The following is a 25404-nucleotide window of genomic DNA, read 5'->3' as shown; positions in this document are numbered from 1 at the left end:
GCTACTGCTATAGCACCCTGCGAAAGCCAAAAACCCGGTTTCTTTAAGAAACCGGGTTTTTTTACTGTCCGATTTAACGGCTGAGGGCGAATTGCGGGGCGCTTTCTCGCGGGGAAGGTGCCGGCACTATCTGGACTTTACCGGTTTCATCCACATCGACAGTGGCGCTGTCGCCTTCTTTGATGCCACCGGCTAAGATTTCTTCGGCTAGGACATCTTCTAAGAGGCGCACAATTGCTCGCCGCAAAGGTCTGGCTCCGAAGTTGGGGTCGTACCCTTCTTTGACTAAGCGATCTTTGAAGCGTTCGGTAACGTTTAAGGTCATTCCCCGCTCTAACAGGCGACTTGTGACATCGCGCAGCAGAATTTCTGCGATTTCCTTGACCTCTTGTTTTGTCAGCTGGCGGAAGACGATAATCTCGTCGAGCCGGTTGAGAAGTTCTGGGCGGAAATACTGCTTGAGTTCTTCGTTTACCAGGGAGCGAATGCGGCTGTGCTGGGCGTCTTCTTGGGGGGAGGCGGACTCGAAACCGAAGCCGCCGCCGCCTTTGGCAATGACGCTGGAACCGATGTTTGAGGTCATAATGATCAGCGTGTTTTTGAAGCTGACAGTGCGGCCTTTGGCATCAGTGAGCCGTCCGTCTTCAAGGATTTGCAGGAGCATGTTGAAGACGTCGGGGTGGGCTTTTTCGATTTCGTCGAGCAGCACTACGGTGTAAGGACGCCGGCGCACGGCTTCTGTTAGCTGGCCGCCTTCTTCATAACCTACGAATCCGGGAGGGGAGCCAATGAGTTTGGAGACGGTGTGCCGCTCCATGAATTCGGACATGTCGAGCCGAATCATGGCGTCTTCGGAACCGAAGAAATAAGCAGAAAGGGCTTTGGCGAGTTCGGTTTTGCCGACGCCTGTTGGGCCAGAAAAGAGGAAGCTGGCGATGGGCCGGTTGGGGTTTTTCAAGCCAACTCGGGCTCGGCGAATGGCGCGAGAAACGGCTTTGACTGCTTCTTGCTGGCCAATGAGACGCCGGTGCAGGGTGTCTTCCAGGTGCAGGAGCATTTCAGATTCGGATTCTGTCAGCTTGCTCACCGGCACGCCTGTCCAGCTGGCAACAATTTGGGCGATGTCTTCTGAGGTGACGGTGGGGGGTTCTGCTGTTTTCGGCTGGTGAGCGCCGGCTTCAAGTTCAGCTTTAATTTGTCGCTCTCGGTCGCGCAAATTGGCGGCTTTTTCAAAGTCTTGCTCGCGGGCGGCTTCTTCTTTTTGTTGGGTGACTTTGGCGAGCTCTCGCTTCAGTTTCTTGACTGCCGGTGGCACTTGGTAATTCCGCAGGCGGACGCGAGAGCCGGCTTCATCAATCAGGTCAATTGCTTTGTCGGGTAAGAACCGGTCGGCAATATACTGGGCTGAGAGTTTCGCAGCGGCTTCGAGGGCGTCGTCGGCGATTTTGATTTTGTGGTGCCGCTCGTAGGTTGAGCGCAAACCTTTGAGAATTTCAAGGGTTTCTTCAACACTGGGCTCGCCTACTCTCACCGGCTGGAAGCGGCGCTCTAGGGCTGCGTCTCGCTCAATGTGCTTGCGGTACTCGTCGAGGGTGGTTGCGCCGAGACACTGCAATTCGCCTCTGGCGAGTGCCGGTTTGAGCATGTTGGCGGCATCCATCCCCCCTTCTGCGCCACCGGCACCGATCAGGGTGTGGATTTCATCTATTGCCAGGATGATGTTGCCGGCAGCGCGGATTTCTTCGACAATTGCCTTGAGGCGCTCCTCGAATTCACCGCGCAACTTTGTGCCGGCAATCAGCGCTCCCATATCCAGGGCGATGACTTGTTTGTCTTCCAGGAGTTCGGGGATATTTTTGCTGGCAATGCGCTGGGCTAGACCTTCGGCAATGGCGGTTTTGCCCACGCCGGGCTCCCCAATTAACACCGGATTGTTTTTGGTGCGCCGGCACAGAATTTGAATCACCCGATCGATTTCCGTCTCGCGTCCGACAACGGGGTCAAGTTTGCCCTCGGCTGCCAATTTTGTGAGATTGGTGCCAAATTCATCCAGGGTGGGTAGGGGTGGGCGGCTGTTAATATTGCTGTTGCTGCTGCTGCTTGCGCCAGCGGGAACGGCCAAGACTTCCGGGAGTTTTTCAATCAGTTGAGCCCGCACATTTTCTGTGTCAGCGCCGAAGTTTTCCAGCACTTTTGCTGCCACGCCTCTGGCATCCTCAAGCAGCGCCAGGAGGAGGTGTTCGGGGGCGACGTAGTTGTGCCCATTCTGGCTAGCTTCTTGCAGGGATAGCTCGAAAATGTTCTTGGCGCGGGGAGTGAAAGGAATTTGGGCGCGGGCGGAACCGGCACCCCTGCCAATGATTTTTTCTACTTCAATCCGCGCCTTTCTCAGGTTGACTCCCTGCTCGCTCAGCACTTGGGCGGCGTTGCTGGTTCCTTCGCCAATTATACCTAGAAGGATTTGTTCTGTTCCCACGAAGTTGTGCCCCAAGCGACGGGCTTCTTCTTGCGAGAGCAGAATCACTTTAATGGCTTTATCCGTGAACCGTTCAAACATGGCTAATTCCTATTCTACTATTTTTCTGGCAGCTGATATCCGGATGCCGGCTTCTCAGTCCCCCCACAAAGGAACCCGCAGGAGAGTCACAAAAATCCGGGCTGGAAAGTTTTGTGCGCTTCCTTGATTTAATGTATCTGTGGGCAGCCGGCGGTGGCAGTGAGGAGAGCCGTAACAGTCAGGGGTATTTGCCGCACGATCGGGGCGAATGGACGTTGCATATTCCGGGGATGAACCCCACCCCCCAACCCCCTCCCCGCGTGCGGGGAGGCGGAGAAAGAGATGAGGGTTCATTTTTCGTAACCTGTCCGATCGCCACACTCTAATTGTAACAATTTAAACTGCCTGCCAGCAACCCGGTTTCTTTAAGAAACCGGGTTTCTCAATGGCTCATCCAGCCAGCGCAACTAAGACGCGCCCGACAGTCTCTCCTTTCAGGATGGCGTCAATCTTTTCCGGTAACTCCTCCAGGGTGATAGCAGTCACCATCTCCTCCAAACCGGCAGGTTTCCAATCCCCCGCTAGCTTTTCCCAGATTGCCAAGCGCTTTGATGCCGGACATTTAGCGGAATCGATGCCGATTAGGCGCACGCCCCGCAGGATGAAAGGGTAAACAGTCGTCACTAAGTCCGCCCCGCTCACCAAACCGCAGGCGGCGACACATCCGCTATATTTTGCGCTTTTGACAGCCGTCGCTAAGATATTTCCTCCCACACTATCGACTGCTCCAGCCCAACGCTCTTTCAGCAGCGGTTTGCCGCTCTTATCATCCACTTCCTCCCTGGATAGGACTGAGGACGCTCCCAGCGACATCAGGTAGGAATGCTGCGATTTCTTTCCGGTTGCGGCTGCAACTGAATAGCCTATTTTTGCTAGAATAGCAACAGCCATACTGCCCACTCCCCCCGTGGCTCCCGTTACCAAAATCTCTCCCGCTGCGGGAGTAATGCTGTTTTGCTCTAGGGCGTCGGTACAGAGCGCTGCAGTAAAACCGGCAGTTCCGAAAATCATGCTTTCCCTCAGCGTTAGCCCCTGGGGGAGGGGCACCACCCACTCAGCAGGAACGCGAATGTATTCGGCAAATCCCCCCCAAGTGTTCATTCCCAAATCGAAGCCGGTGACAGTCACTTCTTGAGTTTCGTGAAACTGGGGTGACGCACTGCTGATAACGGTGCCGGCGGCATCGATTCCCGGAACGTGGGGGAACTTTTTGGTGACTCCGGGTTGCCCGGTGGCTGAGAGCGCGTCTTTGTAGTTCAAAGATGAGTAGTGAACGCGAATTAGAACGTCACCTGCGGGGAGATCGTCCCAGGTTTTTTCTGCCATGCCGGTGTGAAACTGACCCCTCTCTGTCTGGGTGACGAGGAAGGCTTTAAATGTCTCTTTTCTCATTTTAATAGGCTTCTTGTAAAATGGAGGCAGAGCCTCCTTTTTTCTTTCCCAGGCGGAGCCTGGGAACGAGGATTTCCCCTTCTGTAGGATAGGCGAGACGCCTGTTCTACGTCATTTTCCCCTCCCCGCCGGCGGGGAGGGAGTTAGGGGGTGGGGTTTGCCGAGTGCGTAACGCTCAGCCGCTTCTACAAAAGCGGCGACATCTTCTTTCTTCGTATTGAAAGCAGTGACGATGCGCAGCAGAGTTGAGTCTTCTCCCTCCCAGCGGTAAAACTGGAACCCCTCGGCGAGAAGCCCTTCAATAACAGCTTCTGGCAGTTCAATAAAGATTTCGTTGGCTTCCACCGGCTGGCAGAGTTTCGCTCCCGGAAGTTTGGCGAGTTTCGCTGCCATACTGGCTGCCATTTGATTGGCGTGACGGGCGTTATTCAACCACAGATCGTCCGCAATGTAAGCTTCTAGCTGCGCAGAAAGAAACCGCATTTTGGAAAATAAATGCCCGCTGCGCTTGCGCCGGTAGGCGAATGTTTTTGATAAGTTATGGTTGAAAAACACGACGGCTTCTGCCGCCATCGCGCCGTTTTTCGTCGCCCCAAAAGAGAGGGCGTCAACACCGGCACGCCAAGTAATGTCTGCGGGAGCGCACCCCAAACTGGCAACAGCATTGGCGAAGCGAGCGCCGTCAACATGCAGCCTCAATTTGTGAGTGCGAGCTACTTCAGAAATTTGGCGGATTTCCTCAGGGCTGTACACCGTGCCGGCTTCAGTCGCTTGTGTTAAACTCACCGCAGCCGGCTGAACGTGATGCACGACACCGGCACCGGCTTTCTTGAGCGCCCGATCCAAATCAGCGGCGTCAATTTTGCCGCGAGCGCCAGGAAGCGCCACCAACTTCGCCCCGCCGGTGTAAAATTCTGGCGCGCCGCACTCATCGAGGTTGATATGCGACTCCGCATGGCAGTAAATCGCACCGAAAGGCGGTGCCATCACCGACAAACAAAGGGCATTTGCTGCAGAGCCGGTTGCGACAGGAAAAACCGTCACCTCTGTCTCGAACAGTTCCGAAAATTTGGCTTGCAGTCGCTCCGTGCACTCATCATTCCCGTAAGGCATGGCTGCGCCGGCATTCGCCGCAACCAGTGCTGCCATGATTTCCGGCGCTACGCCGGTGACATTATCGCTGCAAAAATTCATTGCTAACTCTCGTTTAAATCTCGCTCGTCTTCAGAAACCGGGTTTCTTAAAGAAACCCGGTTTCTTAAACCCTCTGCGTGCCGGCAGGCTTAAAAGCTGCAAGCTTCTTTCAACCAGTCCGCTGCTTCTGATTCTAGTGCGGGAGCCAGCTTTTCGACAATAGCAGTATTATAGCGCTCCAGCCACTGCCGGTGCCGGGATTCGAGCCGGTTTAAATCGATCAGCCGCTTATCAAAGGGAATGTAGGTGAGGGATTCAAACCCGTACCACGGCGTCTCACCGGCTGCCGGTTGCGCGCCATTTCCTGCGGACAAATCGACCACCACATAGAGGTTCTCAATGCGGATCCCCCCCCATCCTGGCTGGTAAAAACCGGGTTCAATGCTAGTCACCATCCCCGGTTCCAGCGCTTCTTGCGCCCGCTTGCTAATCCCGTTTGGCCCTTCGTGGACATTCAAAAATGCTCCCACGCCGTGTCCGGTTCCGTGCCCGAAATCCAGTCCCTCCAGCCACATTCCAGCGCGAGTAATCCCATCGAGCTGCACTCCCGAAGTGCCTTTGGGAAACCGCTGCATCGCGCAGTTAATGTGTGCTTTCAGCACCTCAGTATAGCGAAAAATCTGCTCTGCATTTGGCTCTCCCACAACGATTGTTCTTGTGGCGTCTGTCGTGCCCCCTAAATACTGCGCCCCCGAATCCAGCAGCAGGAATTCCCCCGGTTTTAGCGCCTCATCCGGGCTGGGCGTGCCGTAGTGCACAATAGAACTGTTGGCACCGGCACCCGCAATTGTATTAAAGCTCAACCCCTGAAATCCCGCTTCCTCTCGATAGAACCCCTCGACTGCTCTCGCCACGTCTAGCTCAGTCACGGTTTGCCCGCCGTTGAGCCGGTCCCGCACCCACTTCAAAGTGCGCACCTTAGCGCGACTCGCCTTCAGGTTTGCCCGCCGCATCTGATCGACTTCCACCGCATTTTTCCGCGCCTTCATCCCCTCAATCGGATTGGCGGCTTCTACAATTTTAGCCTTTCCTTCCAGCAGCCGGTATGTGCCTGCTGTCGAGTGTTTGGCATCGAGCAGCACCCGCAGCCCCTGCGACTGCGAAACCAGATCGATCAGCATCTCTCCGTACCGCTCGTAAGGCTGCAGGGTGACGGTGTTCTTGAGATCTTCGTGAATCTCCCCGCCGATTCTTTCCAAATTGGTAAACAGGAAGACTTCACTGTGTGTTATAATAGTGTAAGCGATGAACACCGGATTGTAGGGAATATCCCAACCCCGCAGGTTAAACAGCCAAGCCACTTGATCAAGTTTAGTGATGGGGAGGATATCGGTTTTAGCCTTTTTCATGGCTTCCCGAACCCGACCTACTTTCTGCTGTGCCGTTTCGCCGGTGAGCTCCACCGGCACGCGGAAAACCGGCGAGTTCCCGCACGCCGGTACGGGATCGGACTCCGCCCAGAGACTTTGGCTGCGAACCCGGTCCACTAAGTTTTCCGCCACCGGCACCAGTTCCACTCCTGCCGGTTCCAGCTGCTTTTTCAGCCGGCGGTATTCCTCAAGCGCAACCGCAAACGGATCGAATCCCAAGCGGAAAACCGTTTGATTTTTCACCGCCTCCTCTCCCAAAGCTTCCAAGGTTTCTGCCAAAGTTTTTTCACCTTCCCGCCCCACCTTGGAAACCTGAATCAGCGACGGATCGACCTCCAGATCCGCTTGCTCGTAGTAGCGGGAATCGACAAACAGCCAAGCGCCCTGAAGCCCCACGAGAAAATCTCCAGCCGAGCCGGTGAAGCCACTCACCCAAGCTCGCCGCTGTTTCGCTTCCGGGAGATACTCATTCAAATGTTCGTCAGCCGAGGGAATCAAGTAGCCATCCAGCTGCTGAGCCGCCATCAGAGAGCGCAACTCAGTCAGCTTCTCCCCGATTAGCTCTCTCTTAGCAGTCTGAGGCTTTACAAGGTCTAGCGATGCCATAAACGGGAACCGATCGTGCGAATGGTGAGTAATTATGATTTAAGTTATAGCACTTTGCCTCAAAATTTACAACCCCCGCCCCAAACTTGCTGGACAGGTGTCTCGCGACAAGCCGGGGCGGGGGTGGTGAACCGCCCCCGTGAAGAGACGCCAAGAAGAAAGAGGAGCAGATTTTTGGCCAGCAGCAGATCCAAATGATTTCTCAAACATCTCTCTCCTTTCTTCCCTTGGCGCTCTTGGCGTCTTGGCGGTTAAAATCTACCCCAACTTCCTATGGACTTATTTGAACACTACAACCTAAAACTCGCCGAAAAAGAAGCCCCGCTCGCAGCCCGCATGCGCCCCCGCACTCTGGATGAATTTGTCGGTCAAGACCACATCCTGGGTGTGGGGCGCTTGTTGCGCCGCGCCATTCAAGCCGACCAACTTTCCTCACTGATTTTCTCCGGTCCTCCGGGCACCGGCAAAACCACGCTCGCCCGCATTATTGCCAACACAACCCGCGCTCACTTCATCGCCATTAATGCCGTCCTCTCCGGCGTGAAAGAGATTCGCGATGCCATCGAAACCGCCCGCGAGCGGCGCAAGAAAAACAGCCAGCGCACGATTCTTTTTGTGGATGAAGTGCACCGCTTCAACAAATCCCAGCAAGACGCCTTGCTCCCCTGGGTGGAAAACGGTACAGTCACCCTGATCGGCGCGACGACAGAAAATCCTTACTTTGAGGTGAACAAAGCCCTCGTCAGCCGGTCGCGCCTCTTCCAGCTCAAGCCACTGAATGAGGCGGATCTGTACCGGGTTGCGGAGCAAACTCTCGCTGACGCAGAACGGGGGTATGGCAAGCTGAAAGTGCGGGTTGATTCTGACGCTCTCGCTCATCTGGTTAATGTTGCCGGTGGCGACGCTCGCTCCCTGCTCAATGCGCTAGAATTGGCAGTAGAAACAACCCCGCCCGACGCCGCCGGCATCACTCACATCACCCTCGACGTCGCCGAGGAATCCATCCAGCAACGCGCTGTTTTGTACGACAAAGAAGGAGACGCTCACTTTGACACCATCAGCGCTTTTATCAAAAGTTTGCGAGGATCTGACCCAGATGCCGCGCTGTACTGGCTGGCAAAAATGGTGTATGCCGGTGAAGATCCGCGCTTTATCTTGCGGCGGATGTTAATTCTCGCCAGTGAGGATGTCGGGCTGGCTGAGCCCAGTGCAGTGCCGGTGATTAATGCCTGCGCCCAGGCATTTGACCGCGTGGGGATGCCAGAAGGGCGCTATCATTTAGCGCAAGCCGCTCTCTATCTGGCAACCGCCCCTAAATCTAACAGCGTTATGGGCTTTTTTGACGCTCTGGCTGCTGTTGAGAGAGAGGCAGAATCGGAAGTGCCGGCGCACTTAAAGGATGCCAACCGCGATAAAAAAGGATTTGGGCACGGAGCCGGCTATCTCTACCCGCACGCTTACCGCGATGGCTGGATCGCTCAGCAATATCTGCCGGCAAGCTTGCAAGGACAGGTATTTTACCAGCCATCAACTCAAGGGTTTGAAGGCGAAATTGCCGCGCAAGTCGCTCGCCGGCGCGAAGCGCAACTCGCTGCTTTAGTTGAAGGTGCCGGTGTCGCACCGGCAGAGGTGCTGACTTACAGCACAGCCGCCCCAACAGTTGACCGCTGGCTGCAGCGCACCCTCTCTCAAGTTGGCGAACAGTTAGCCACTGTGCGCGAGCGCATATTCGCACTCGCTGAACCCCAGCGCCACCATCTCATCTTAGACCTCAACGCCGCCAGCGGTTTGCTCACTTGGGAAGCAATACGCCGCTCGCCAGAAGGCGGAATTTATGCCGCAGTTCGCACACCAAATGATGCCAGCGCCTTGCTCGAACAAGGGTTGGCGCTCCCCGAATTAATGCGCCCTGCAGTGCTGAAAGCCGGCTTAACTGAGCTGCCGAATATATTAGCAGAACAGGCAGCCGGCGTGCAATTTGACCGCATAATCGGGCGCAACGCACTGCTGCAAGAATGTGATAAAATAGAGAGGGTGCGTCAGGTTGCTAAATTCCTGCAGCCAGACGGAATTATTGTGCTGGCGGAGACGGTTCCCCGCCACACGCAGCGGCTCTACCGCTTGCTGGATTCTCACGGGCTGGATGCGGATTTGTACCAGCGCCTCGCTGTTGCGGAAGAGGCTATCTACGCCAGCGAGTCAGATCCCCTGGTGAACTGGGATGCGGGCGACTTGTGCGCTGCTTTCGAGGCTGCCGGTTTGGCTGTTGAAATGGAGATTTCGCGCTCAACCACACACACGCACATCACGCCGGCTTTGCTGGAGCGCTGGTTTGCGAGTGCCGGCACGCGCCCGACTTACGCAGCGCATCTATCTCGCAGTCTCTCAGAAGCTGAAGTTATGACTGTGAAAGACATCTTCAGCCGGCACTTGCGCAATCAAACTGTCATTTGGGAGAGTTCGATTGCCTTTGTGCGGGCGCATCGCTGACTGTTCCGTCAGGTTATAGCGGTTTTCAGCTGGATCGAGTGCGCATAAGAAACCCGCTTTCTTAAAGAAACCGGGTCGCACCTCACTCATATGAAAAACGCTCTAGCTCTTGGGGTGCGTTGCGCCGGGCGCAACACTACTGTCTCCACCGTTCGAGCTCTGAGGTCCACCGTTCGAGCTCAGAGGTTCATTTCCCTCGTTTCCCTCGTTCCCAGCCTCAGGCTGGGAACGCCCTCTGGAGGCTCTGCCTCCTTTCAAGAGAAAAGCAGGTTAAAAGCCTAACAGCTTAGTATTTTTGTTCTTTCAATCCAAAATCCAAAATCCAAAATCCAAAATCCAAAATCCAAAATCGCAAAACCGTGAAACAGTCGTCTCAATTTCTCAACTCCGACACTCTCCGGTCATTCGCCAATCTGATGGCGATTCTAGCTGCCTTTGGTGTGAATATTTTAGCCAACATCGCGCCGATAAACGGGCTTTCGATTGGTGCGATTTCCAACCGATTCTTCAGCGAGGTTCAGATAATTCCAGCTAACTATACCTTTGCCATTTGGGGGCTGATTTATTTGGGGCTGATTGCCTTTGGGATTTATCAGGTACTGCCGGCGCAGTGGCAAAATCCCCTGCTGCGGCGCACCGGCTACCTTTTAGCCGTGGCGAGCCTGTCGCAGATTGTCTGGGTGTTTCTCTTCCAGTACCGGCTGTTCCCACTCTCTGTTGTGGCGATGCTGGGGATTTTGCTCCCGCTGATCGCACTTTACCTGCGGCTGGGAATTGCCCCGCAGCGAGTCTCCCGCGCTGAGAAGTGGTTTGTGCGCGTTCCCTTGAGCATTTATTTAGCCTGGATTTGTGTGGCAACCATTGTGAATGTGGCGATAGCGCTCTACAGTTTGGGTTGGAACGGTTGGGGTGCCGGCGCTCCAATATGGACGGTGCTGGTGATGGCCGTGGGGGCAGCCATTGCGGCAAACATTGCCTTTGGCAGCGCGGATATTGCCTACGCGCTAGTGACAGTCTGGGCTTATATTGGCATCGCTGTGCGGCAGGCATCTCAACCCTTAATTTTGGGTGCGGCTTTGAGTCTGGCGCTGGCGGTTCTTTTGGCGCTGTTCAGGGGCTTATCCGTTCGGAGACAGCTCTCTTCAAACTGATTGTAAGTTAGGCTGTTAGGCTAATTAATAATGCTGCTTGTTCCAGAAACGAGGCAGAGCCTCTAAAGGGGCGTTTCCAGCCTGAGGCTGGAAACGAGGGGACAAAGCGCGCCCCTACCTTTGTTACCGGCGAGCCCGTTTCAGGCGCTCCGCCCTAGCAGCTAATTCGCCTCAGTGCCGAGAAGTTCGGCGATCGCTTGCCGTTCCGCCGGCGGTTGGGACGGCATGGTTTTGCGGACGTCGGTAATCAGCCAGTCCAGCGCCGCCGCCTGCAGGTCAATATTTTCGCCGGTTTTGTCAATGCAGTAGCGACCGAAAACGAGCTTGTCTACCAGTCGCGCCCCCTGTCCCAAACGGGAGTATTCAAAAATCACGCTGTTCTCCACAGTCGCCCCACTGCAGATGCAGCAGTTGGGGCCGATATAGGTGGGTCCTACAATCTTCGCCCCATCTTCAATGCGGGTCATGCCGCCGATGTAAACCGGCCCGGAGATGTGCACTTTGTCCCAGTTGACGGCAACATTGATGCCGGTGTAGATGCCGGGAGCCACTTCTTTGCCGGGAATCGCCACATTTTTGATTTTTCCCAGCAGCACGTCTTGCACCGCCCGCCAGTAGTCTGGGACTTTGCCAATATCCACCCACTGGAAGTCCATCGCAATGCCGTAGAAAGGTGCCCCTATGTTCACCAAATGGGGGAAAAGTTCGCTGCCGATGTCGTAGATCTGGCCAGAGGGGATGTAGTCGATCACTTCTGGCTCAAAGATGTAAATGCCGGTGTTGATGTTGGTGCTGAGGGCTTCTGCGACGGAGGGCTTTTCTTGGAAGGCGACGATTTTGTCTGTTGCGTCTGTCACCACAACCCCGTAGCTGGAGACTTCCTCTCGCGGGACGGATTTCATGATCACCGTCGCGATCGACCCTTTCTGTTTGTGCCACTTGACGGCTTCTGTTAAGTCCAGGTCTATCAGGGCGTCCCCGCACATCACCACAAACGTGCCGTCAAAGAACGGGTTGAAGTCCTGGATGCGCCGCATCCCGCCGGCAGACCCTACCGCCTCCCCAATCAGTTCCCCCTCCACAATTTGACCTTCAAAGGAATAGGCAATCTGCACCCCAAACCGCTGACCGTCGCGGAAATAGTTTTCTATTTCATTGGCTAGGTGACTGACGTTGACCATAATTTGGTCAAACCCGTGTGAGCGCAGCAGCTCAACTAAAAACTCCATCACTGGCTTTTGCAGGATGGGAATCATCGGCTTGGGAATGGTGTAGGTAATTGGACGGACGCGGGTTCCCTTCCCAGCCGCCAGGATCATGGCTTTCATCGACATTTATTTTTGACCTTGGGCGAATCTATTTTAGTCAATCGAGCGTTAACTGTTATAGCGGTTTTTACTCTCTGCGGCCTGCCACCTGTGCCGGGGAATGTGCTATCCTATTAAGCGCTGGCAATAGGGTTGGTGTGAGTCCCTCTGGTGGGAATGGAAATATTTTCTCACTGGCTGCATTCTCCAGCGCCCCCATCCGCACCGAAGGGCCGGTGCGCCGGCACTCCCACGGGAAGCAGGCTCACAGCGCCTGCGGCAGCGCCCGGATTTTCAAGTCCCGGTAAAACTCCTCTTGGGTTAATTCCACCTTGGACTGCGCCGACAGCAGCAGCAGCGCCCAGAAAACCCCCACCCTGTGGTCGTTGCGCTCTCGGTCGGCGGCGCTCTCCGAGGGCGGGTGGGGCTCGGAGGCACTCTGCCGGGCATTCGGCGACCACCGGTCCAGCAGTTGCTCCAGCTCCAGCCAGTCCTGCTCTCCAGCGATTTGCAGCCAGTGTTCCTGGAGAAAGCGCTCCAGGGCGGTGGCCAGTTCCGAGAGATTTTCCTGGTGAGCCAGCTCGGCAATGGCGCGAGCCGCCTGCGCCTTCGACCCAGAGGCGGGACGCCGGCGGCGGGCGCGTGCCGGAGTGTCTTGCATCGCTTCCGCCATCACCTGCAGCTGCTCGATCAGCTCTTGCAGCGTCACCCGGCGTCTTTGCGGGGGCTGGGCGACAGCGCGGCGGCGCAGCTGGCGCTCCAGATACAGCTGCTCCCGCCGCCCCGCAGCGTCCTCTCCCTCTAGCAGCTCTTCTGCTGCCAGTTCTGGCTCCTCCTCCTCCGATTCCGAACGAACCAGACTGTCAGCTTTCAGCAGCACCAGCATTGAGGCATACAAAAAAGCCTGCCCCGACTGGGACAGAGCGACTTCCCGCTGCAGCTGGCTGGCATCGCCCACCGGCACCACCTGACTCAAGTAGCGGTCGATGACATCAATGACCTGGACATCCCAGGGGTTGATCTCCCCCCGCTTGGCCAGGTCAATCAGCAGGGCGATCCCTATTTCCGGCACCGACGCGCCCGCACGCCGGTCAGCCCGGGCTAAGCCATCCAGGGACAAGCTTTCTTCCATTCTCAGACCTTTATCTGTTGATTGCGGCTGCCGCACCGGCACTATTGAGTAACAGGAGAACATTAAACTCCTGAGTCGGAGGCGACCGAATTTCGGTTTCTTTGGGGAACCGGGAGAGCGCAACCTGACAGTTCAGTCATGCCGGCCCATCAGGCAGCCCCCCGGCAGAGCCCCTTCGGGCAGGGTAGGGAGAGGTTGCAGCACTCAGCTGCAGCCTCTCACCGGGTTTCCGCTTTCCTGGGGGAGACATCATTCGTGAGGGACGCCTCTGTGGTGTAGGGCTCGCTGGAAGTGAGCAGCCGCTGCTGCTCTTGCATTTCTACCTTGAAGCCTTCAATATTTTGCTCCAACTGCTCAATGCGGGCTTTTTGTTTGCGAAGCTGACGGAGAGTCGGCAGCTCGGCCAGAAACCGCTGCAACCTAGCCCACACACCAAACATCCACGCCAGGAAGGCTCCCAGCCCCATCGCCAGAAACAGTTCTAGGGACAGGGGCGCTGGAAACTCTACGCCTTCCACGATCTTAACGGTGGCCACCTGTGTGTTTTCGATGCCGAACAGCAGCATCACTAAGCAAAATAGGAAGATGAGCGCGAAGTTGATCAGTCGCATCAACGGACTCCTGCATCTTGGGGTTCAATTGCCCATTTTACGAGGGCACCGGCACCTGTCAGCACCGCCACAGGCAATACCCGCAGCTCGCCGGTCGGCCTGTCCGCCCTCTGGCTCCATCCTCCGGGGCGCGACCGCACGTTTATCCTCCAGGAAACCACGGGCGGACTCTCGCCGCAAAAACAGCTAGCGGACAGGAGTGCCGGTGATACTGCTATTATCCACCGGCCCGCGCCACCGATCGTGGCCGGCCAGACCGTGAAACTCTTGCCAGAGGCCACTATAACGGCGTTGCAGGCTAGACCTATGATGGAACCCAACCACGAAACCCCTACCTCTTTCTCCCCCTCCCCGCTTTTCGGGGAGGGGGTCGGGGGGTGGGGTTCACCCCCATATATAACACCACCATGACAGCTGTAAAGACAATTGCCAGCGCTGTGCTGTTCGCTGCCTTAGGCGCTTTGGGGGCGATCGCCACCGGCACCTCTGCCCGCCAGCAACCCACCCTGACAGAAGCTTACCAAGTCATCAAGACCAAGCAGTTTGTGGACTTGACCCACGCTTTTGAGCCCGGGATTCCCCACTGGAAGGGCTTTCCGAGCGAAACCCGCCAGAAGCTCTACTGGTACGATGCCGGTGTCGGCAAGCTGGGCTCTGGCTTCTGGGCGGATTTGTACTGCCACGTCGGGCAGTGGGGCACCCACGTTGACCCACCGGCACACTTCATCAAAGGGTTGCGCACCGTTGACCAGCTCGATCTCAAAGAGATGATTCTGCCCTTCGTGGTGATTGACGTTCACGACAAAGTTGCAAAGAATCCCGATTATACCATAACGATGGAAGATGTCAGGGCTTGGGAAGCCAAACACGGCCCGATTCCCGAAGGGGCGTTTGTGGCCATGCGCACCGACTGGTCGAAGCGGTGGCCAAAGGCGGCGGCGATGGCCAACAAAGACGCCAAAGGGGTGGATCATTACCCCGGCTGGAGTCTGCCGGTGCTCAAGTACCTCTACGAAGAGCGCAAGATTACCGCTTCCGGGCACGAAACGACCGACACCGATCCCGGAGTCGCTACGAGCAAGGATGATTACTCCCTCGAAGCGTACATCCTCAAGCAAAACCGCTACCAGATAGAGCTGCTGACAAATCTGGACAAAGTTCCACAAGCCGGTGCGCTGGCGGTCGTCACCTTTCCCAAACCCAAAAATGGCTCTGGATTCCCGGCGCGAGTGTTTGCGATTTTGCCGTGAAATTCCTCGTTCCTTTGTGCGCGCAAGAGCGGGACGCCAGTGCGCGCCGGAAGCTGCCCGCACGCCCCACAGCAACCGGCTCCGCCTCCCAACGTTGAGAGCGGTGGAATATATAGCGTTTCTCATATTATTAAGGTGCCCAGAAACCCGGTTTCTTTAAGAAACCGTGTTTCAAAGGCCGCAGTTCATCCAACGGCGAACTGCTATACCAGACTGCGGGACATTTTATTCAGGTGCGCAATTATTCTTAAGAAACCGGGAAGTCAGGGGAGGTCGCCACCACAAATACTTAATTTCACGGAAAAAGCCGGTTCCCGCACAAATTAGGTTTATCATAGAACAGGTAACAGCATAGCTTTCCCTATATCTCTGGGGCCTTGGCCTGAAAGATGTCAGGGGTTTTCCCCCCACGCCAGAAGGAAGCCCTAAAGAAACTCGGCTTTCATGTCAGGGAAGTCTGACAGAAAAGCCGGTCTAATGTTAAGCTCAGATTCTCCACCGGCAGCGAAGCGTGGGAGAGGCAACCAAGACAAGTGCGAGCTGTTCCGAACCCCGCCCCTGTTTGTGTTAATCACCGACTGCCTCGCGAGCAGGCGATTAAACAAGCCGGCAAGTAAAACAGCACTCATTAAACCCAAAATGCCCTCAGCCCCACCCCTAGCCCCCACCCCCCGCCCCCACTCCCCACAGGCGAGAAGAGGAGTGACGCTCTCCCTATCCCTTAACCGGCAGGGGATTTGGCGGCTGGGGTTTCTAGTTCAGCCCGCCCTTACCGCCGGCGCTGCGACTTTATATAATAAAGTGATAGCCCAGTCAGGAAAACCCAACCATGCTCGCAATTCCCGGCTACCAGATTCTCGCTCTAATCTATGACAGTCCCAACACACTGGTCTATCGAGGGCGGGGGGAGGAGGACAATCAACCCGCTGTCCTCAAGCTTCTCAAACCAGAGTACCCCACCCAGGCGGAACTCAGCAGATATGAGGCGGAATATGAAATCTTGCGCTCTCTGAATACAGAAAGCGCAATCAAAGCCTACGGCTTGCAGAAATATAAGAACAGTTTGGTAATGTTTTTAGAGGATTTTGGCGGGGAATCCTTAAGGATATTGATGTCCTCCCAAAAGTTTACCCTGTTGGGATTTCTCACCCTGGCCATAAAAATCGCTAGCAGCCTGGGAGAGATTCACGCCGCCAATATCATCCACAAAGATATTAACCCGTCCAATATCGCGTTTAACCCAGCCACAGGGCAAGTTAAACTCATCGACTTCAGCATTGCCAGCGCCCTAAGCCGGGAAAATACCGCGATTAAAAATCCTGCCGCCTTAGAAGGAACGCTCGCCTACATGTCGCCGGAGCAAACCGGCAGGATGAACCGCTCGCTGGATTACCGCACTGACTTTTACTCCCTGGGAGCCACGCTTTACGAGCTGCTGACTCACCGGCTGCCTTTTGCCGCCACCGACGCAATGGAGCTAGTGCACTGCCATATCGCCAAGGTGCCCGAGCCGCCCCACAAAATCGATCCGGACATTCCCAAAGCCGTTTCAGACATCGTGATGAAATTGCTCGCAAAAACGGCGGAGAAGCGATACCAGAGCGCCTGGGGGCTGGTGGCGGATTTGGAGGAGTGCCTGAGGCAGTTGCAGTCAGACGGCAAGATTGCCAACTTTACCGTCGGACTTCAGGATATCTCTGACAAATTTCAAATCCCGGCAAAACTCTATGGCAGAGAGCGAGAGATAGAGAGCTTAATGGCCGCCTTCGATCGGGTGTGTGCCGGCAGCACAGAAATGATGCTGGTGCTGGGATATTCCGGAATTGGCAAATCAGCCCTCGTGCAGGAAATTTACAAGCCAATTACCGGCAGGGGGGGATACTTTATCTCGGGAAAATTTGACCAATTCCAGCGGACAATTCCCTACTCAGCCGTAGTCAGCGCCTTTTCGGAATTAGTGCGGCTGCTGCTCACCGAAACCGAAGAGCAGCTCGCGGTGTGGCGAGAGAAACTCCTAGCCGCCTTTGGGCCAAACGGCCAAATTATTATAGACGTGATTCCGGAAGTGGAACTGATTGTCGGTCCCCAACCGCCGGTGCAAGAATTAGGCCCCGCCGAGACACAAAATCGCTTCAACCTCGTCTTTCAAAACTTCATCCGGGTGTTTTGCGCCGGCGAGCATCCGCTGGCGATCTTTCTCGACGATCTCCAGTGGGCGGACTCCGCCACACTCAAACTGATAGAGCTAATGCTGGCGGATGAGGCGACGGAATACCTGTTTGTGATGGGGGCGTACAGGGATAGTGAAGTCAGCCCGGCGCATCCGCTGATCGTCACCCTGGAAGGGCTGCGCCGCAATGGAGCGACAATCAACCACATTGCCCTAGCGCCCCTCAACCTGGAACAAATTGGCCAGCTGATTGCCGAGACAGCGCACAGCAACCGGATCGCCGTCAGAGCCCTCGCCGAACTGGTGCTCGGCAAAACCCAAGGCAACCCCTTCTTTGTCAGTGAATTTCTCAAAACCCTGTATCAAGAAAACCTCCTCACCTTCACCCCGCCCTCCTCTGGCGAGCGCGGGGCGTGGAAATGGGACATCGAGCAAATTCAGGCCCTCGACATCACCGACAATGTAGTGGAGCTGATGATTTGGAAAGTCAAGAAACTGCCAGAGGGCACCCAGATGGTGCTGCGCTTGGCAGCTTGTCTGGGCAGCCAATTCGATTTAAACACCCTCTCCCTGATTTACGAGCAAGAAGCGTCCGCAACCTTCCAAGACCTTTTGCCCGCCATTGAGGAAGGGCTGATCCTGCCGGTGTCAGACTCAGACACTCCCGAACCGGCACTGATCAACCTGCCCCTGTTAATCCTCAACTACAAATTCTTGCACGACCGGGTGCAGCAGGCGGCCTACGCCCTGATTGATGAGGACAAGAAAAAAGCCGCTCACCTCAGGATAGGGCGGCTGCTGCTGGCCAGCACCCCCGCCGAGTATCGCGCAGAGCGAATCTTCGAGCTGGTGGATCACCTAAATGTCGGCGCGTCGCTGATTGAGGACGAGCGAGAGCGGCTGGAACTGGCCGCCTTGAACTTAGAAGCCGGCAAAAAAGCCAAAGACGCAACCGCTTACATCGCCGCAAGGCAGTATTTGAGCGCCGGCATGGAGGGGCTCAGCGGCAAGATCTGGGATGAGAGCTACGACTTGGCTTTGGCCTTGCACAAAGAGCGGGCAGAGGTGGAGTATTTAAATGGCAATTTCGATAAGTCAGAAGAATTGATTAACCTGACTTTGCAGCGAGCAAAATCCGTCACAGAAAAAGCGGGAATTTACAGCGTGCTGATTTTACAGTCTACGATGTCCTCCAAATACGATGAAGCGGTAAGGGCTGGGAAAAATGCTCTCAGCCTGCTGGGCGTGGATTTGCCAGAAGAGGATTTGCAAGCCGCCATTAATGCGGAACTCGCGGAAGCGAAAGTCAATTTGGGACAAAAAGAAATTGCCTCCCTGATAGATGAGCCGGAACTCAAAAGACCCGAGCAAAAATTTGCGCTACAATTGTTAACTAAAATGCTGCCATCAGCTTACCTTAACAACCCACAGCTGTGGACGGTGGCTCTCCTAAAAGGAGTGAATTTTTCTCTCAAATATGGGTCCGCACCGGAATCATCCAGTTGCTACGCTAACTATGGCCTGATGCTGTCAGCTCTTTTTGGCGATTATAAATCCGCCTACGAGTTTTGCCTGCTCGCTGTAAAGCTGAGTCAGAAGTGGGGCAACGTGGAGCTCAAATGTAAATCGCTTTCAGTTCTGGGCAATGCGTTGACTTACTGGTTCAAGCATGTAAAAGAAATTGAACCTCTCAGCAAGGAAGCGTATCAAGCCGCTCTGGACTCCGGGGATTTGCTGTTTGCTGGATACGCCCTGAACTACCAAGCCATTAATTCCGTTTTCCAGGGCAAAAACATCGCCCAAACCCTAGCGGAAATTGCCGAGTATGTGCGGTTCAGCCAAAAAACCAAAAATCAGCTGGTAACAGATACCATGCTGGGATTTCAGATAGCGCTCTCAAACTTGAGCCAACTCACCGGCGGAAAATTTGACTTTCACTGCGGAGAGCTCGGCGAAGCCGATTACCTGGCCAGCTGTGAGGAGCATAAAAACTTTTACTCCACCTGCATCTACCACCTCCGCAAATTCCATATCCTGTACCTGTATGGGGAGCTAGAGGAAGCCCTCAAATGCGCTCGCGTCACAGAAGATCAGCTGCGCTATATTCCAGGTACAATATTAGTGACGGAGTACAATTTTTACTCCTCACTCCTGTTTCTGGCTGTCTGGCCACAAGCTGCGGAAGACGAGCGCAAGCAATACTGGGAGAAGGTAGAGGCCAATCAAAAGCAAATGAAAACCTGGGCGGAGAACTGTCCGGAAAATTTCGCCCACAAGTACCTTTTGGTAGAAGCAGAAATGGCCCGCCTCTCCGGCAAGGAGTCAGAGGCAATAGACTTGTGCAATGAAGCCATTGAATCCGCCAGAGAGAATGAGTTCACCCACAATGAAGCCTTGGCCAATGAACTCGCCGCCAAGTTATGGTTGAGCAAAGGCAAGCAGAAGTATGCCGAGATCCACATGCGCGAGGCTTACTATAGCTACCAGCGCTGGGGTGCGGCGCGCAAGCTGGAGGATTTGGAGGAAAAATATCCGCAGTTGCTGGTGAAAACTGCCGCCAGCACTCGCGCTGCGGACACCCGAACGACGGCGAATCACACCACGACGGGCAGCAGTTCGGGGGCGCTGGATTTAGCCTCGGTAATGAAAGCCTCTCAAGCGATTTCCGGTGAAATCGTTTTGGACAAGTTACTGGCCAAGCTGATGAAGATCCTGATCGAGAATGCCGGCGCTCAAAAAGGCTTGCTGATTTTGCCGGCAGACGGAAAGCTGCTGATTTCCGCTGAGGCGTCCGTCGCTCAAGAAGAAGTGCTCGTGCGCCAATCCCAGCCGGTTGAGGTGCAGCGCCGAATCGCCTCTCAGGATTTGCCGGTGACGGTGGTTAATTATGTGGAGCGCACTCGCCAGGATGTGGTTTTGAGCGATGCCGCGAGTGAGGGGCGATTTACCGCCGATGCTTATATTTCCAGCCGGCAGCTGAAGTCTGTCCTGTGCTTCCCGATCGTCAATCAGGGGAAACTGATCGCCATCCTTTATTTGGAGAACAATTTAGCCACCGGCGCGTTCACTCCCGACCGGCTGGAAATCTTGCGTCTCCTGTCTTCCCAAGCGGCTGTCTCTCTGGAAAACGCCCTCCTCTACGCTTCGCTGGAACAAAAAGTGCAGCAGCGCACGCAGGAATTAAAGGAAAAAAATGAGCGCCTCTCGAAAACCCTGCAAGAACTGAAACGCACGCAAGCGCAGCTGATCCAGACGGAAAAAATGTCCAGCCTGGGGCAGATGGTGGCCGGTGTGGCCCACGAAATCAACAACCCGGTCAGCTTTATCTATGGCAATCTCACGCCTGCCGGTGAGTATGTCCAAGAATTGCTCGACCTCATCGAACTCTACCAGCAGCACTACCCCCAGCCTGCGCCCGAGATTCAAGATAAAATAGAGGACATTGACCTGGAATTCCTAGTTGAAGACTTGCAAAAGCTGCTGGATTCGATGACAGTCGGGGCGGAGCGCATCCGCAATATTGTCCTGTCGCTGCGCAACTTCTCCCGCCTGGACGAAGCGGATATGAAGCCGGTAGATATCCATGAGGGCATCGAATCCACCCTGCTGATTTTGCAGACTCGCCTGAGGAAACAGGGCAATTATTCTGAGATTGAGGTGATTAAAGAGTACGCCAAGCTGCCACGGGTGACCTGCTACGCCAGCCAGCTCAATCAGGTGTTTATGAATATCATCAGCAATGCCATCGATGCCTTGGACAAGGCGAGAAGGAATGTCGGGGAGTCTGGCAAAAAGCCGGCCATTACCATTCGCACCTCGGTGAGAGACACCGACTTTGTGAGAGTCGGGATTGCTGATAATGGCCCGGGCATGCCGGAGGGCGTCCTCAAGAAAATATTTGACCCTTTCTTCACCACGAAGCCGGTGGGTTCTGGCACCGGCTTGGGGCTGTCTATCAGCTACCAAATTGTGGTAGACTCTCACGGCGGGCAGCTAACCTGCCTTTCCGCACCCGGCGAGGGGGCGGAATTCGCCATCCACATTCCCGTCAAACCCAAAAATTAGCGCGCTCTCGGAAAACAAGAAACCAGGTTTCTCAAAGACACCTGGTTTCTGTCCGCAGTAACGCGAAAAAATATCGTGCGAAAATCCGCTCCCTTCCGCACCTGTCGCGCTACCGACATCTCACACCAGCTTGAGATAGATATCGCGGCTCTCACTTGGATGAAGTGCGCATAAGAAACCCGGTTTCTATAGCAGTAGCCAGTTAGATTAGGACACGCTTGATACGACGTATAGACGTAGGGCAGGCGTTCCCTCCGTGCCCTCAAGGGCTCGCTTGACAGGCGAGACGCCTGTCCTACGTCCGTGCCCAATTGCCGGCTGCTATAAAAGCCTAACACCTTGCCAGCTTGAGATAGATATCGCGGCTCTCACTTGGATGAAGTTCGCAGAAGAAACCCTCACCCGCCTCACTCATATGAATGACGCAGCAGGATTGTTTCCCCCGACGAAATCCCCTTGCGGTCTGGATGTTTAATCCAAAATCCAAAATCTAAAATCCAAAATCGTTATCAGGCGGTGGGTTTGGGAGCGACCGGCGGTTTTTGGCGCTTGCCTGCGCCCAGTGCGGGCAGCAGCCGGTATTTCAAAAACGTGCCGGCGGCGACGAGCAAAATAATCGCGACAGCGCCAATGCCGATCGGGCTGGGCACCCAGAAAATCGCCTCCATATAGTTCACCTGACCGGGGTTGAGCGTCCAGACGAGCTGGCGTCCTTCTTGCCGGATTTCTGGGCTGAGGGCACCGTCTGTCTCAACACTGCGGGCACCCCAAGGGGTATTCAACCTGAAATGCAGGTCTAGTAGCGAACCGGCACTGACGAGGACATTCCCCTCAGAGGAGAGAACGCCGAGAGAGCGCATATCCAGCTCATAGGTGAGCCGGTTGCGCAGCGCCAGCAAAAAGTTATTTTGGGTGACGCCCAGATGGGATTTGATATCCGGGAGCTGGCTGTCTAGCGCCGCAGCGGACTGAGACTTTTTCTTGTCCGGCGGATTGAAGAATTCGTTAAACTTCTCCTGCAGCTCAGCGCCATTGTTAAAAGGAATGGTAACGGTGATTTCTTGTTGAGAGACTCGCTTGGTCCGCCCTCCCAGCAGCCGCGCTCGCCGGTCGATGCTGTCGAGCCACTCCCTCACCGTTGCGCCGCTAAAGCTGGTCAGCTGCTCTGCCAGCTGGATGTGCTGCACGAGTTCCCCGTGAGTCTGGCTTTCAAAATTGACGCCAACATCATACTCCACACAGCCAGACAGCAGCAGCGAGGCAAACAGTACCGCCCCCAGCACTCGCCAGCGCTCCCAGACAGCGCGGATGCCCCGCACCAGCCAACCCTCTGCCTTCCTTGCTTGTCCCCCTGTCCCTCTCATCTGCTCCTCCTGGCGATTCGTGCGCCTGAAGCGGTTCAATCAATCTGGTAATCCCTCACCGCCGGGCTCAGTTCTTTTTCGATCTTAGGCTGGAATGGGGTGCTGTTGGTAGCTGAATCCTTGGATAATGCAGCAGTAGGGAGTGCTCAAGGGCACCCCACCTAGAGAGATGAGGCGTCTGTAATGCACGATTTGGATACGCGGGAATGGCTGCTCACGAACGGGTTAGGCAGTTTTGCCTGTGGGACGGTCTGCGATGCCCTGACGCGCACTTATCACGGCTGGCTGGTTGCGGCGCTCGAACCCCCTATCCGGCGCACGCTGTTGCTGTCACATATAGAGGCAACCCTGGAAGTGGCGGGGCAAGTATTTCCGCTGGGAGCGAATTTTTGGATTGATGGCACGATTGCCCCTCGCGGCGACCAGTTGCTGCGCTCTTTTGAGATTGAACCGGCACCCACCTGGGTTTGGGAGCAGCCCAACTGGCAGCTGGCGCGCCAGCTGGTGATGCCGCACGGATATGGCAATCAGGGGAATGCCGGCCCGAAGACATGTCACCAGATTTTGATAAAATACCGCTACGTCGGTCGGGTGCCGGGGAAGCTGCGGTTGCGACCGCTGATTGCCGAGCGCGACTTTCACCACCAGCAATTTGCTGAGCCAGATTTGCACTTTTTGCAGTTGCTGGGTGAGGGGGAACTCCGCTTGCAAGCGATGCGCGGCGAGACTCCCGGCACGCCCTGGCACTTGCGCTGGAGTGCCGGTGACTATGAAATTAGCGGCTGCTGGTATTTTAATTATCACTATCCGGAGGAAACCAAGCGGGGGCTGTGCGACCGGGAGGACCTTTACAGTCCGGGTGAGCTGACGGTGAGTCTGAAACCGGGCGGTTCGGTGATTTTGGAAGCGCGGGTGGAGTGGTCAAAACCTCAGGGGGAGGGGAAAAATCTCCAGCCGCCAGCCACTATTTACCAGGTGCCATTGTCCCAGAGAGAAAATGCGGAAGCGTCAAAATTAAAGTTCGACGCAATTGTCAGCGCTGAGGGGGAACGGCTCCAGGAGCTGTTTGGCCCGCTGACTGCTCCCCCATCCACTTCGCAGGGGGAGGTTGTCCAGAGCGAGCGGGAGGTGGTTTGGCGGCAGTTGCTCAGTGCCGGCGACCGGTTTATCGCCTACCGCGCCTCGATTGACGGCCCGACGGTGATTGCCGGCTATCCGTGGTTTAATGACTGGGGGCGGGATACGCTGATTGCTCTGCCCGGACTGGCGCTGGCGACTAAACGCTTCGGGCTGGCTAAAGGGTTGCTGCAAACGTTTGGGCGTTACTGCCAGCAGGGTTTGATTCCCAATGCTTTTCCGGATGCCGGCGCTGAGCCGTTTTACAACAGCATTGATGCGGCGCTGCTGTGGGTGGAAACGCTGGGGCTTTATCTGGAAGCGACTCAGGACTGGGATTTCCTGCAGGAAGCGTATCCGGTGGTGCGGCAGATTTATCAATATTTCACAGATGGCACTCGCTACAACATCCGGGCTGACCCCTCGGATGGGTTACTGGTGTGGGATGCGCCAGGTGTGGCGCTGACTTGGATGGATGTGGTGATTGATGGCGTGCCGGTGACGCCGCGCCGGGGAAAGCCGGTGGAAATCAACGCTCTGTGGCACTCGGCACTCTGCTGGGCGGCGAAGTGGGCTGAACGTCTCGGCAAGCGCTCCAAGCAGCGAGCGTATAAGAAACAGCAGGAAAACTTAGCACGCCAGTCGCGTTTTGTCAAGGCATCTCTGCAAAAGTTTTGGAATGCCGAGCGGGGTTATTTTTACGACCGGATTGAGCCGGATGGGCGACCGGACCCCCAGATTCGCCCGAATGCGGTTTTGGCCCTGTCGCTTCACCATTGCGGGTTCCCAGAGGCGCAGGGGCGGCAGGTTTTGCAGGTGGCGAAAGCCAAGCTGCTGACGCCTTTTGGCTTGCGCAGCCTGGCTTCAGATGACCCGGAGTATGTCGGCAGTTATGCCGGCGACCGGCACTATCGCGACTGCGCCTACCACCAGGGCACGGTTTGGAGCTGGCTGATTGGCCCCTACATTCGGGCCTGGCAGCGGTTTTACCCCAGTGAGCCGGTGGGCTTTGACTGGCAGCCCCTGCTGGATCACTTCTGCCGGCAGGGTTGCCTGGGATCGGTTTCGGAAATTTTTGATGGCGACGAGCCCCATTTACCGCAGGGGACGTTCGCTCAGGCTTGGTCAGTGGCGGAGCTGATCCGTCAGTGGCCCAGATAGGGGCGTGGGGGCTGGGGCTTTCGGGTGCCGGTTTTTTCTCTGTGTTAGGCGTACACCTACTGTTATAGCAGTATGCACTTAGGTTAAAACATTAGACCTTCAGGCCGGGCGGGACGCCTGCCCTACGTCTATATCCCAGCAGTAATATGGGTTAGGACAATAGGAGCCGGAGTGCGGGGGTGCAAAAGAGGCCGAAATGTACGAACCTAAGTGGCTACTGCTATATAGCAGCAGTCATCTTGCTTAAGAGATCAGTGGCCTGAGATAAAAGGCGTAGGACAGGCGTCTCGCCTGTCCTTTGTGTCTTAACCTAAGTGCATACTGCTATATAGCCACAGTCCTATTGCGCGCGGACATCACTGACCTGGGATAAAAGGCGTAGGACAGGCGTCTCGCCTGTCCCCCCTCTGAAGCTGGCATTTCGGGGGGGTGAGGGCTGCCGGTGTGCCTGAAGCTGCTCTCTTGTTT

The 25404-nt window shown here is 55.6% G+C and carries 15 protein-coding genes; 6 read left to right on the top strand and 9 right to left on the bottom strand.

Annotated elements, in window-relative coordinates:
* Positions 1-73 precede the first annotated feature (73 nt).
* Positions 74-2557 (bottom strand): ATP-dependent Clp protease ATP-binding subunit, encoded by a 2484-nt coding sequence (locus OSC10802_RS0109200; RefSeq protein WP_017716489.1) that lies wholly within the window; start codon positions 2555-2557, stop codon positions 74-76.
* A gap of 113 nt (positions 2558-2670) precedes the next feature.
* Here OSC10802_RS0109200 and OSC10802_RS49320 point away from each other — a divergent pair, with 113 nt between their 5' ends.
* Positions 2671-2883 (top strand): hypothetical protein, encoded by a 213-nt coding sequence (locus OSC10802_RS49320; RefSeq protein WP_155967496.1) that lies wholly within the window; start codon positions 2671-2673, stop codon positions 2881-2883.
* Between the two features lie 64 nt (positions 2884-2947).
* On the opposite strand, the gene OSC10802_RS0109195 is transcribed toward OSC10802_RS49320, so the two are convergent.
* The 3 genes from OSC10802_RS0109195 to OSC10802_RS0109185 form a co-directional block, all read right to left on the bottom strand.
* Positions 2948-3949 carry a YhdH/YhfP family quinone oxidoreductase gene (locus OSC10802_RS0109195; RefSeq protein WP_017716488.1) on the bottom strand — a complete coding sequence of 334 codons (1002 nt, stop codon included), beginning with the start codon at positions 3947-3949 and terminating at the stop codon, positions 2948-2950.
* 111 nt (positions 3950-4060) lie between these two features.
* Entirely contained in the window at positions 4061-5143 is a 1083-nt protein-coding gene (locus OSC10802_RS0109190; RefSeq protein ID WP_017716487.1) for a threonine aldolase family protein, read from the bottom strand.
* An 89-nt stretch (positions 5144-5232) separates the two neighbouring features.
* A complete protein-coding gene (locus OSC10802_RS0109185; RefSeq protein ID WP_017716486.1) occupies positions 5233-7119 on the bottom strand; it encodes an aminopeptidase P family protein in 1887 nt (628 codons plus the stop codon).
* Positions 7120-7392: 273 nt separating this feature from the next.
* On the opposite strand from OSC10802_RS0109185, the gene OSC10802_RS0109180 reads away from it, so the two are divergent.
* Positions 7393-9609, top strand: coding sequence for an AAA family ATPase (locus OSC10802_RS0109180; protein ID WP_017716485.1), 2217 nt, complete (start codon positions 7393-7395; stop codon positions 9607-9609).
* A gap of 359 nt (positions 9610-9968) precedes the next feature.
* Complete coding sequence (locus tag OSC10802_RS0109175) at positions 9969-10760, top strand: TspO-related membrane protein (RefSeq protein WP_017716484.1); 792 nt, start codon at positions 9969-9971, stop codon at positions 10758-10760.
* 161 nt (positions 10761-10921) lie between these two features.
* Here the strand turns inward: OSC10802_RS0109175 and OSC10802_RS0109170 are convergent, their stop codons facing one another.
* The 4 genes from OSC10802_RS0109170 to OSC10802_RS49315 form a co-directional block, all read right to left on the bottom strand.
* Positions 10922-12088: a nucleotidyltransferase family protein gene (locus OSC10802_RS0109170; protein WP_017716483.1), complete on the bottom strand. Its 1167-nt coding sequence runs from the start codon at positions 12086-12088 to the stop codon at positions 10922-10924.
* 244 nt (positions 12089-12332) lie between these two features.
* The gene (locus OSC10802_RS0109165; protein ID WP_044170712.1) at positions 12333-13199 is read right to left on the bottom strand and encodes a segregation/condensation protein A; all 867 of its coding nucleotides are present in this window, start codon (positions 13197-13199) and stop codon (positions 12333-12335) included.
* 218 nt (positions 13200-13417) lie between these two features.
* The gene (locus tag OSC10802_RS0109160) at positions 13418-13810 is read right to left on the bottom strand and encodes a LapA family protein (RefSeq protein WP_017716481.1); all 393 of its coding nucleotides are present in this window, start codon (positions 13808-13810) and stop codon (positions 13418-13420) included.
* A complete protein-coding gene (locus OSC10802_RS49315; protein ID WP_155967494.1) occupies positions 13810-14130 on the bottom strand; it encodes a hypothetical protein in 321 nt (106 codons plus the stop codon). The genes OSC10802_RS0109160 and OSC10802_RS49315 overlap by 1 nt, the downstream gene beginning before the upstream one ends.
* Positions 14131-14217: 87 nt before the next feature.
* On the opposite strand from OSC10802_RS49315, the gene OSC10802_RS0109155 reads away from it, so the two are divergent.
* Positions 14218-15060 carry a cyclase family protein gene (locus OSC10802_RS0109155; protein WP_017716480.1) on the top strand — a complete coding sequence of 281 codons (843 nt, stop codon included), beginning with the start codon at positions 14218-14220 and terminating at the stop codon, positions 15058-15060.
* Between the two features lie 829 nt (positions 15061-15889).
* The gene (locus OSC10802_RS0109150; RefSeq protein ID WP_017716479.1) at positions 15890-21295 is read left to right on the top strand and encodes a trifunctional serine/threonine-protein kinase/ATP-binding protein/sensor histidine kinase; all 5406 of its coding nucleotides are present in this window, start codon (positions 15890-15892) and stop codon (positions 21293-21295) included.
* A gap of 509 nt (positions 21296-21804) precedes the next feature.
* Here the strand turns inward: OSC10802_RS0109150 and OSC10802_RS0109145 are convergent.
* Positions 21805-22659, bottom strand: coding sequence for a DUF3153 domain-containing protein (locus tag OSC10802_RS0109145; protein ID WP_082218262.1), 855 nt, complete (start codon positions 22657-22659; stop codon positions 21805-21807).
* 183 nt (positions 22660-22842) lie between these two features.
* On the opposite strand from OSC10802_RS0109145, the gene OSC10802_RS0109140 reads away from it, so the two are divergent.
* A complete protein-coding gene (locus OSC10802_RS0109140; protein WP_017716477.1) occupies positions 22843-24936 on the top strand; it encodes an amylo-alpha-1,6-glucosidase in 2094 nt (697 codons plus the stop codon).
* Positions 24937-25404 lie beyond the last annotated feature (468 nt).

Source organism: Kamptonema formosum PCC 10802 (genome assembly GCF_000332335.1).
Classification (GTDB): domain Bacteria; phylum Cyanobacteriota; class Cyanobacteriia; order Cyanobacteriales; family Oscillatoriaceae; genus Oscillatoria.
Note: the sequence above shows the minus strand (reverse complement) of the source record. Positions and strands in the feature narration are given on the sequence as shown.

Bases quoted from the DNA above. Each gene is read 5' to 3' on its own strand.
- OSC10802_RS0109140 (WP_017716477.1), top strand. From the start codon at position 22,843: ATGCACGATTTGGATACGCGGGAATGGCTGCTCACGAACGGGTTAGGC.
- OSC10802_RS0109145 (WP_082218262.1), bottom strand. From the start codon at position 22,659: ATGAGAGGGACAGGGGGACAAGCAAGGAAGGCAGAGGGTTGGCTGGTG.
- OSC10802_RS0109180 (WP_017716485.1), top strand. From the start codon at position 7,393: ATGGACTTATTTGAACACTACAACCTAAAACTCGCCGAAAAAGAAGCC.
- OSC10802_RS0109185 (WP_017716486.1), bottom strand. From the start codon at position 7,119: ATGGCATCGCTAGACCTTGTAAAGCCTCAGACTGCTAAGAGAGAGCTA.
- OSC10802_RS0109160 (WP_017716481.1), bottom strand. From the start codon at position 13,810: ATGCGACTGATCAACTTCGCGCTCATCTTCCTATTTTGCTTAGTGATG.
- OSC10802_RS0109195 (WP_017716488.1), bottom strand. From the start codon at position 3,949: ATGAGAAAAGAGACATTTAAAGCCTTCCTCGTCACCCAGACAGAGAGG.
- OSC10802_RS0109170 (WP_017716483.1), bottom strand. From the start codon at position 12,088: ATGAAAGCCATGATCCTGGCGGCTGGGAAGGGAACCCGCGTCCGTCCA.
- OSC10802_RS0109200 (WP_017716489.1), bottom strand. From the start codon at position 2,557: ATGTTTGAACGGTTCACGGATAAAGCCATTAAAGTGATTCTGCTCTCG.
- OSC10802_RS0109155 (WP_017716480.1), top strand. From the start codon at position 14,218: ATGACAGCTGTAAAGACAATTGCCAGCGCTGTGCTGTTCGCTGCCTTA.
- OSC10802_RS0109165 (WP_044170712.1), bottom strand. From the start codon at position 13,199: ATGGAAGAAAGCTTGTCCCTGGATGGCTTAGCCCGGGCTGACCGGCGT.
- OSC10802_RS0109190 (WP_017716487.1), bottom strand. From the start codon at position 5,143: ATGAATTTTTGCAGCGATAATGTCACCGGCGTAGCGCCGGAAATCATG.
- OSC10802_RS0109150 (WP_017716479.1), top strand. From the start codon at position 15,890: ATGCTCGCAATTCCCGGCTACCAGATTCTCGCTCTAATCTATGACAGT.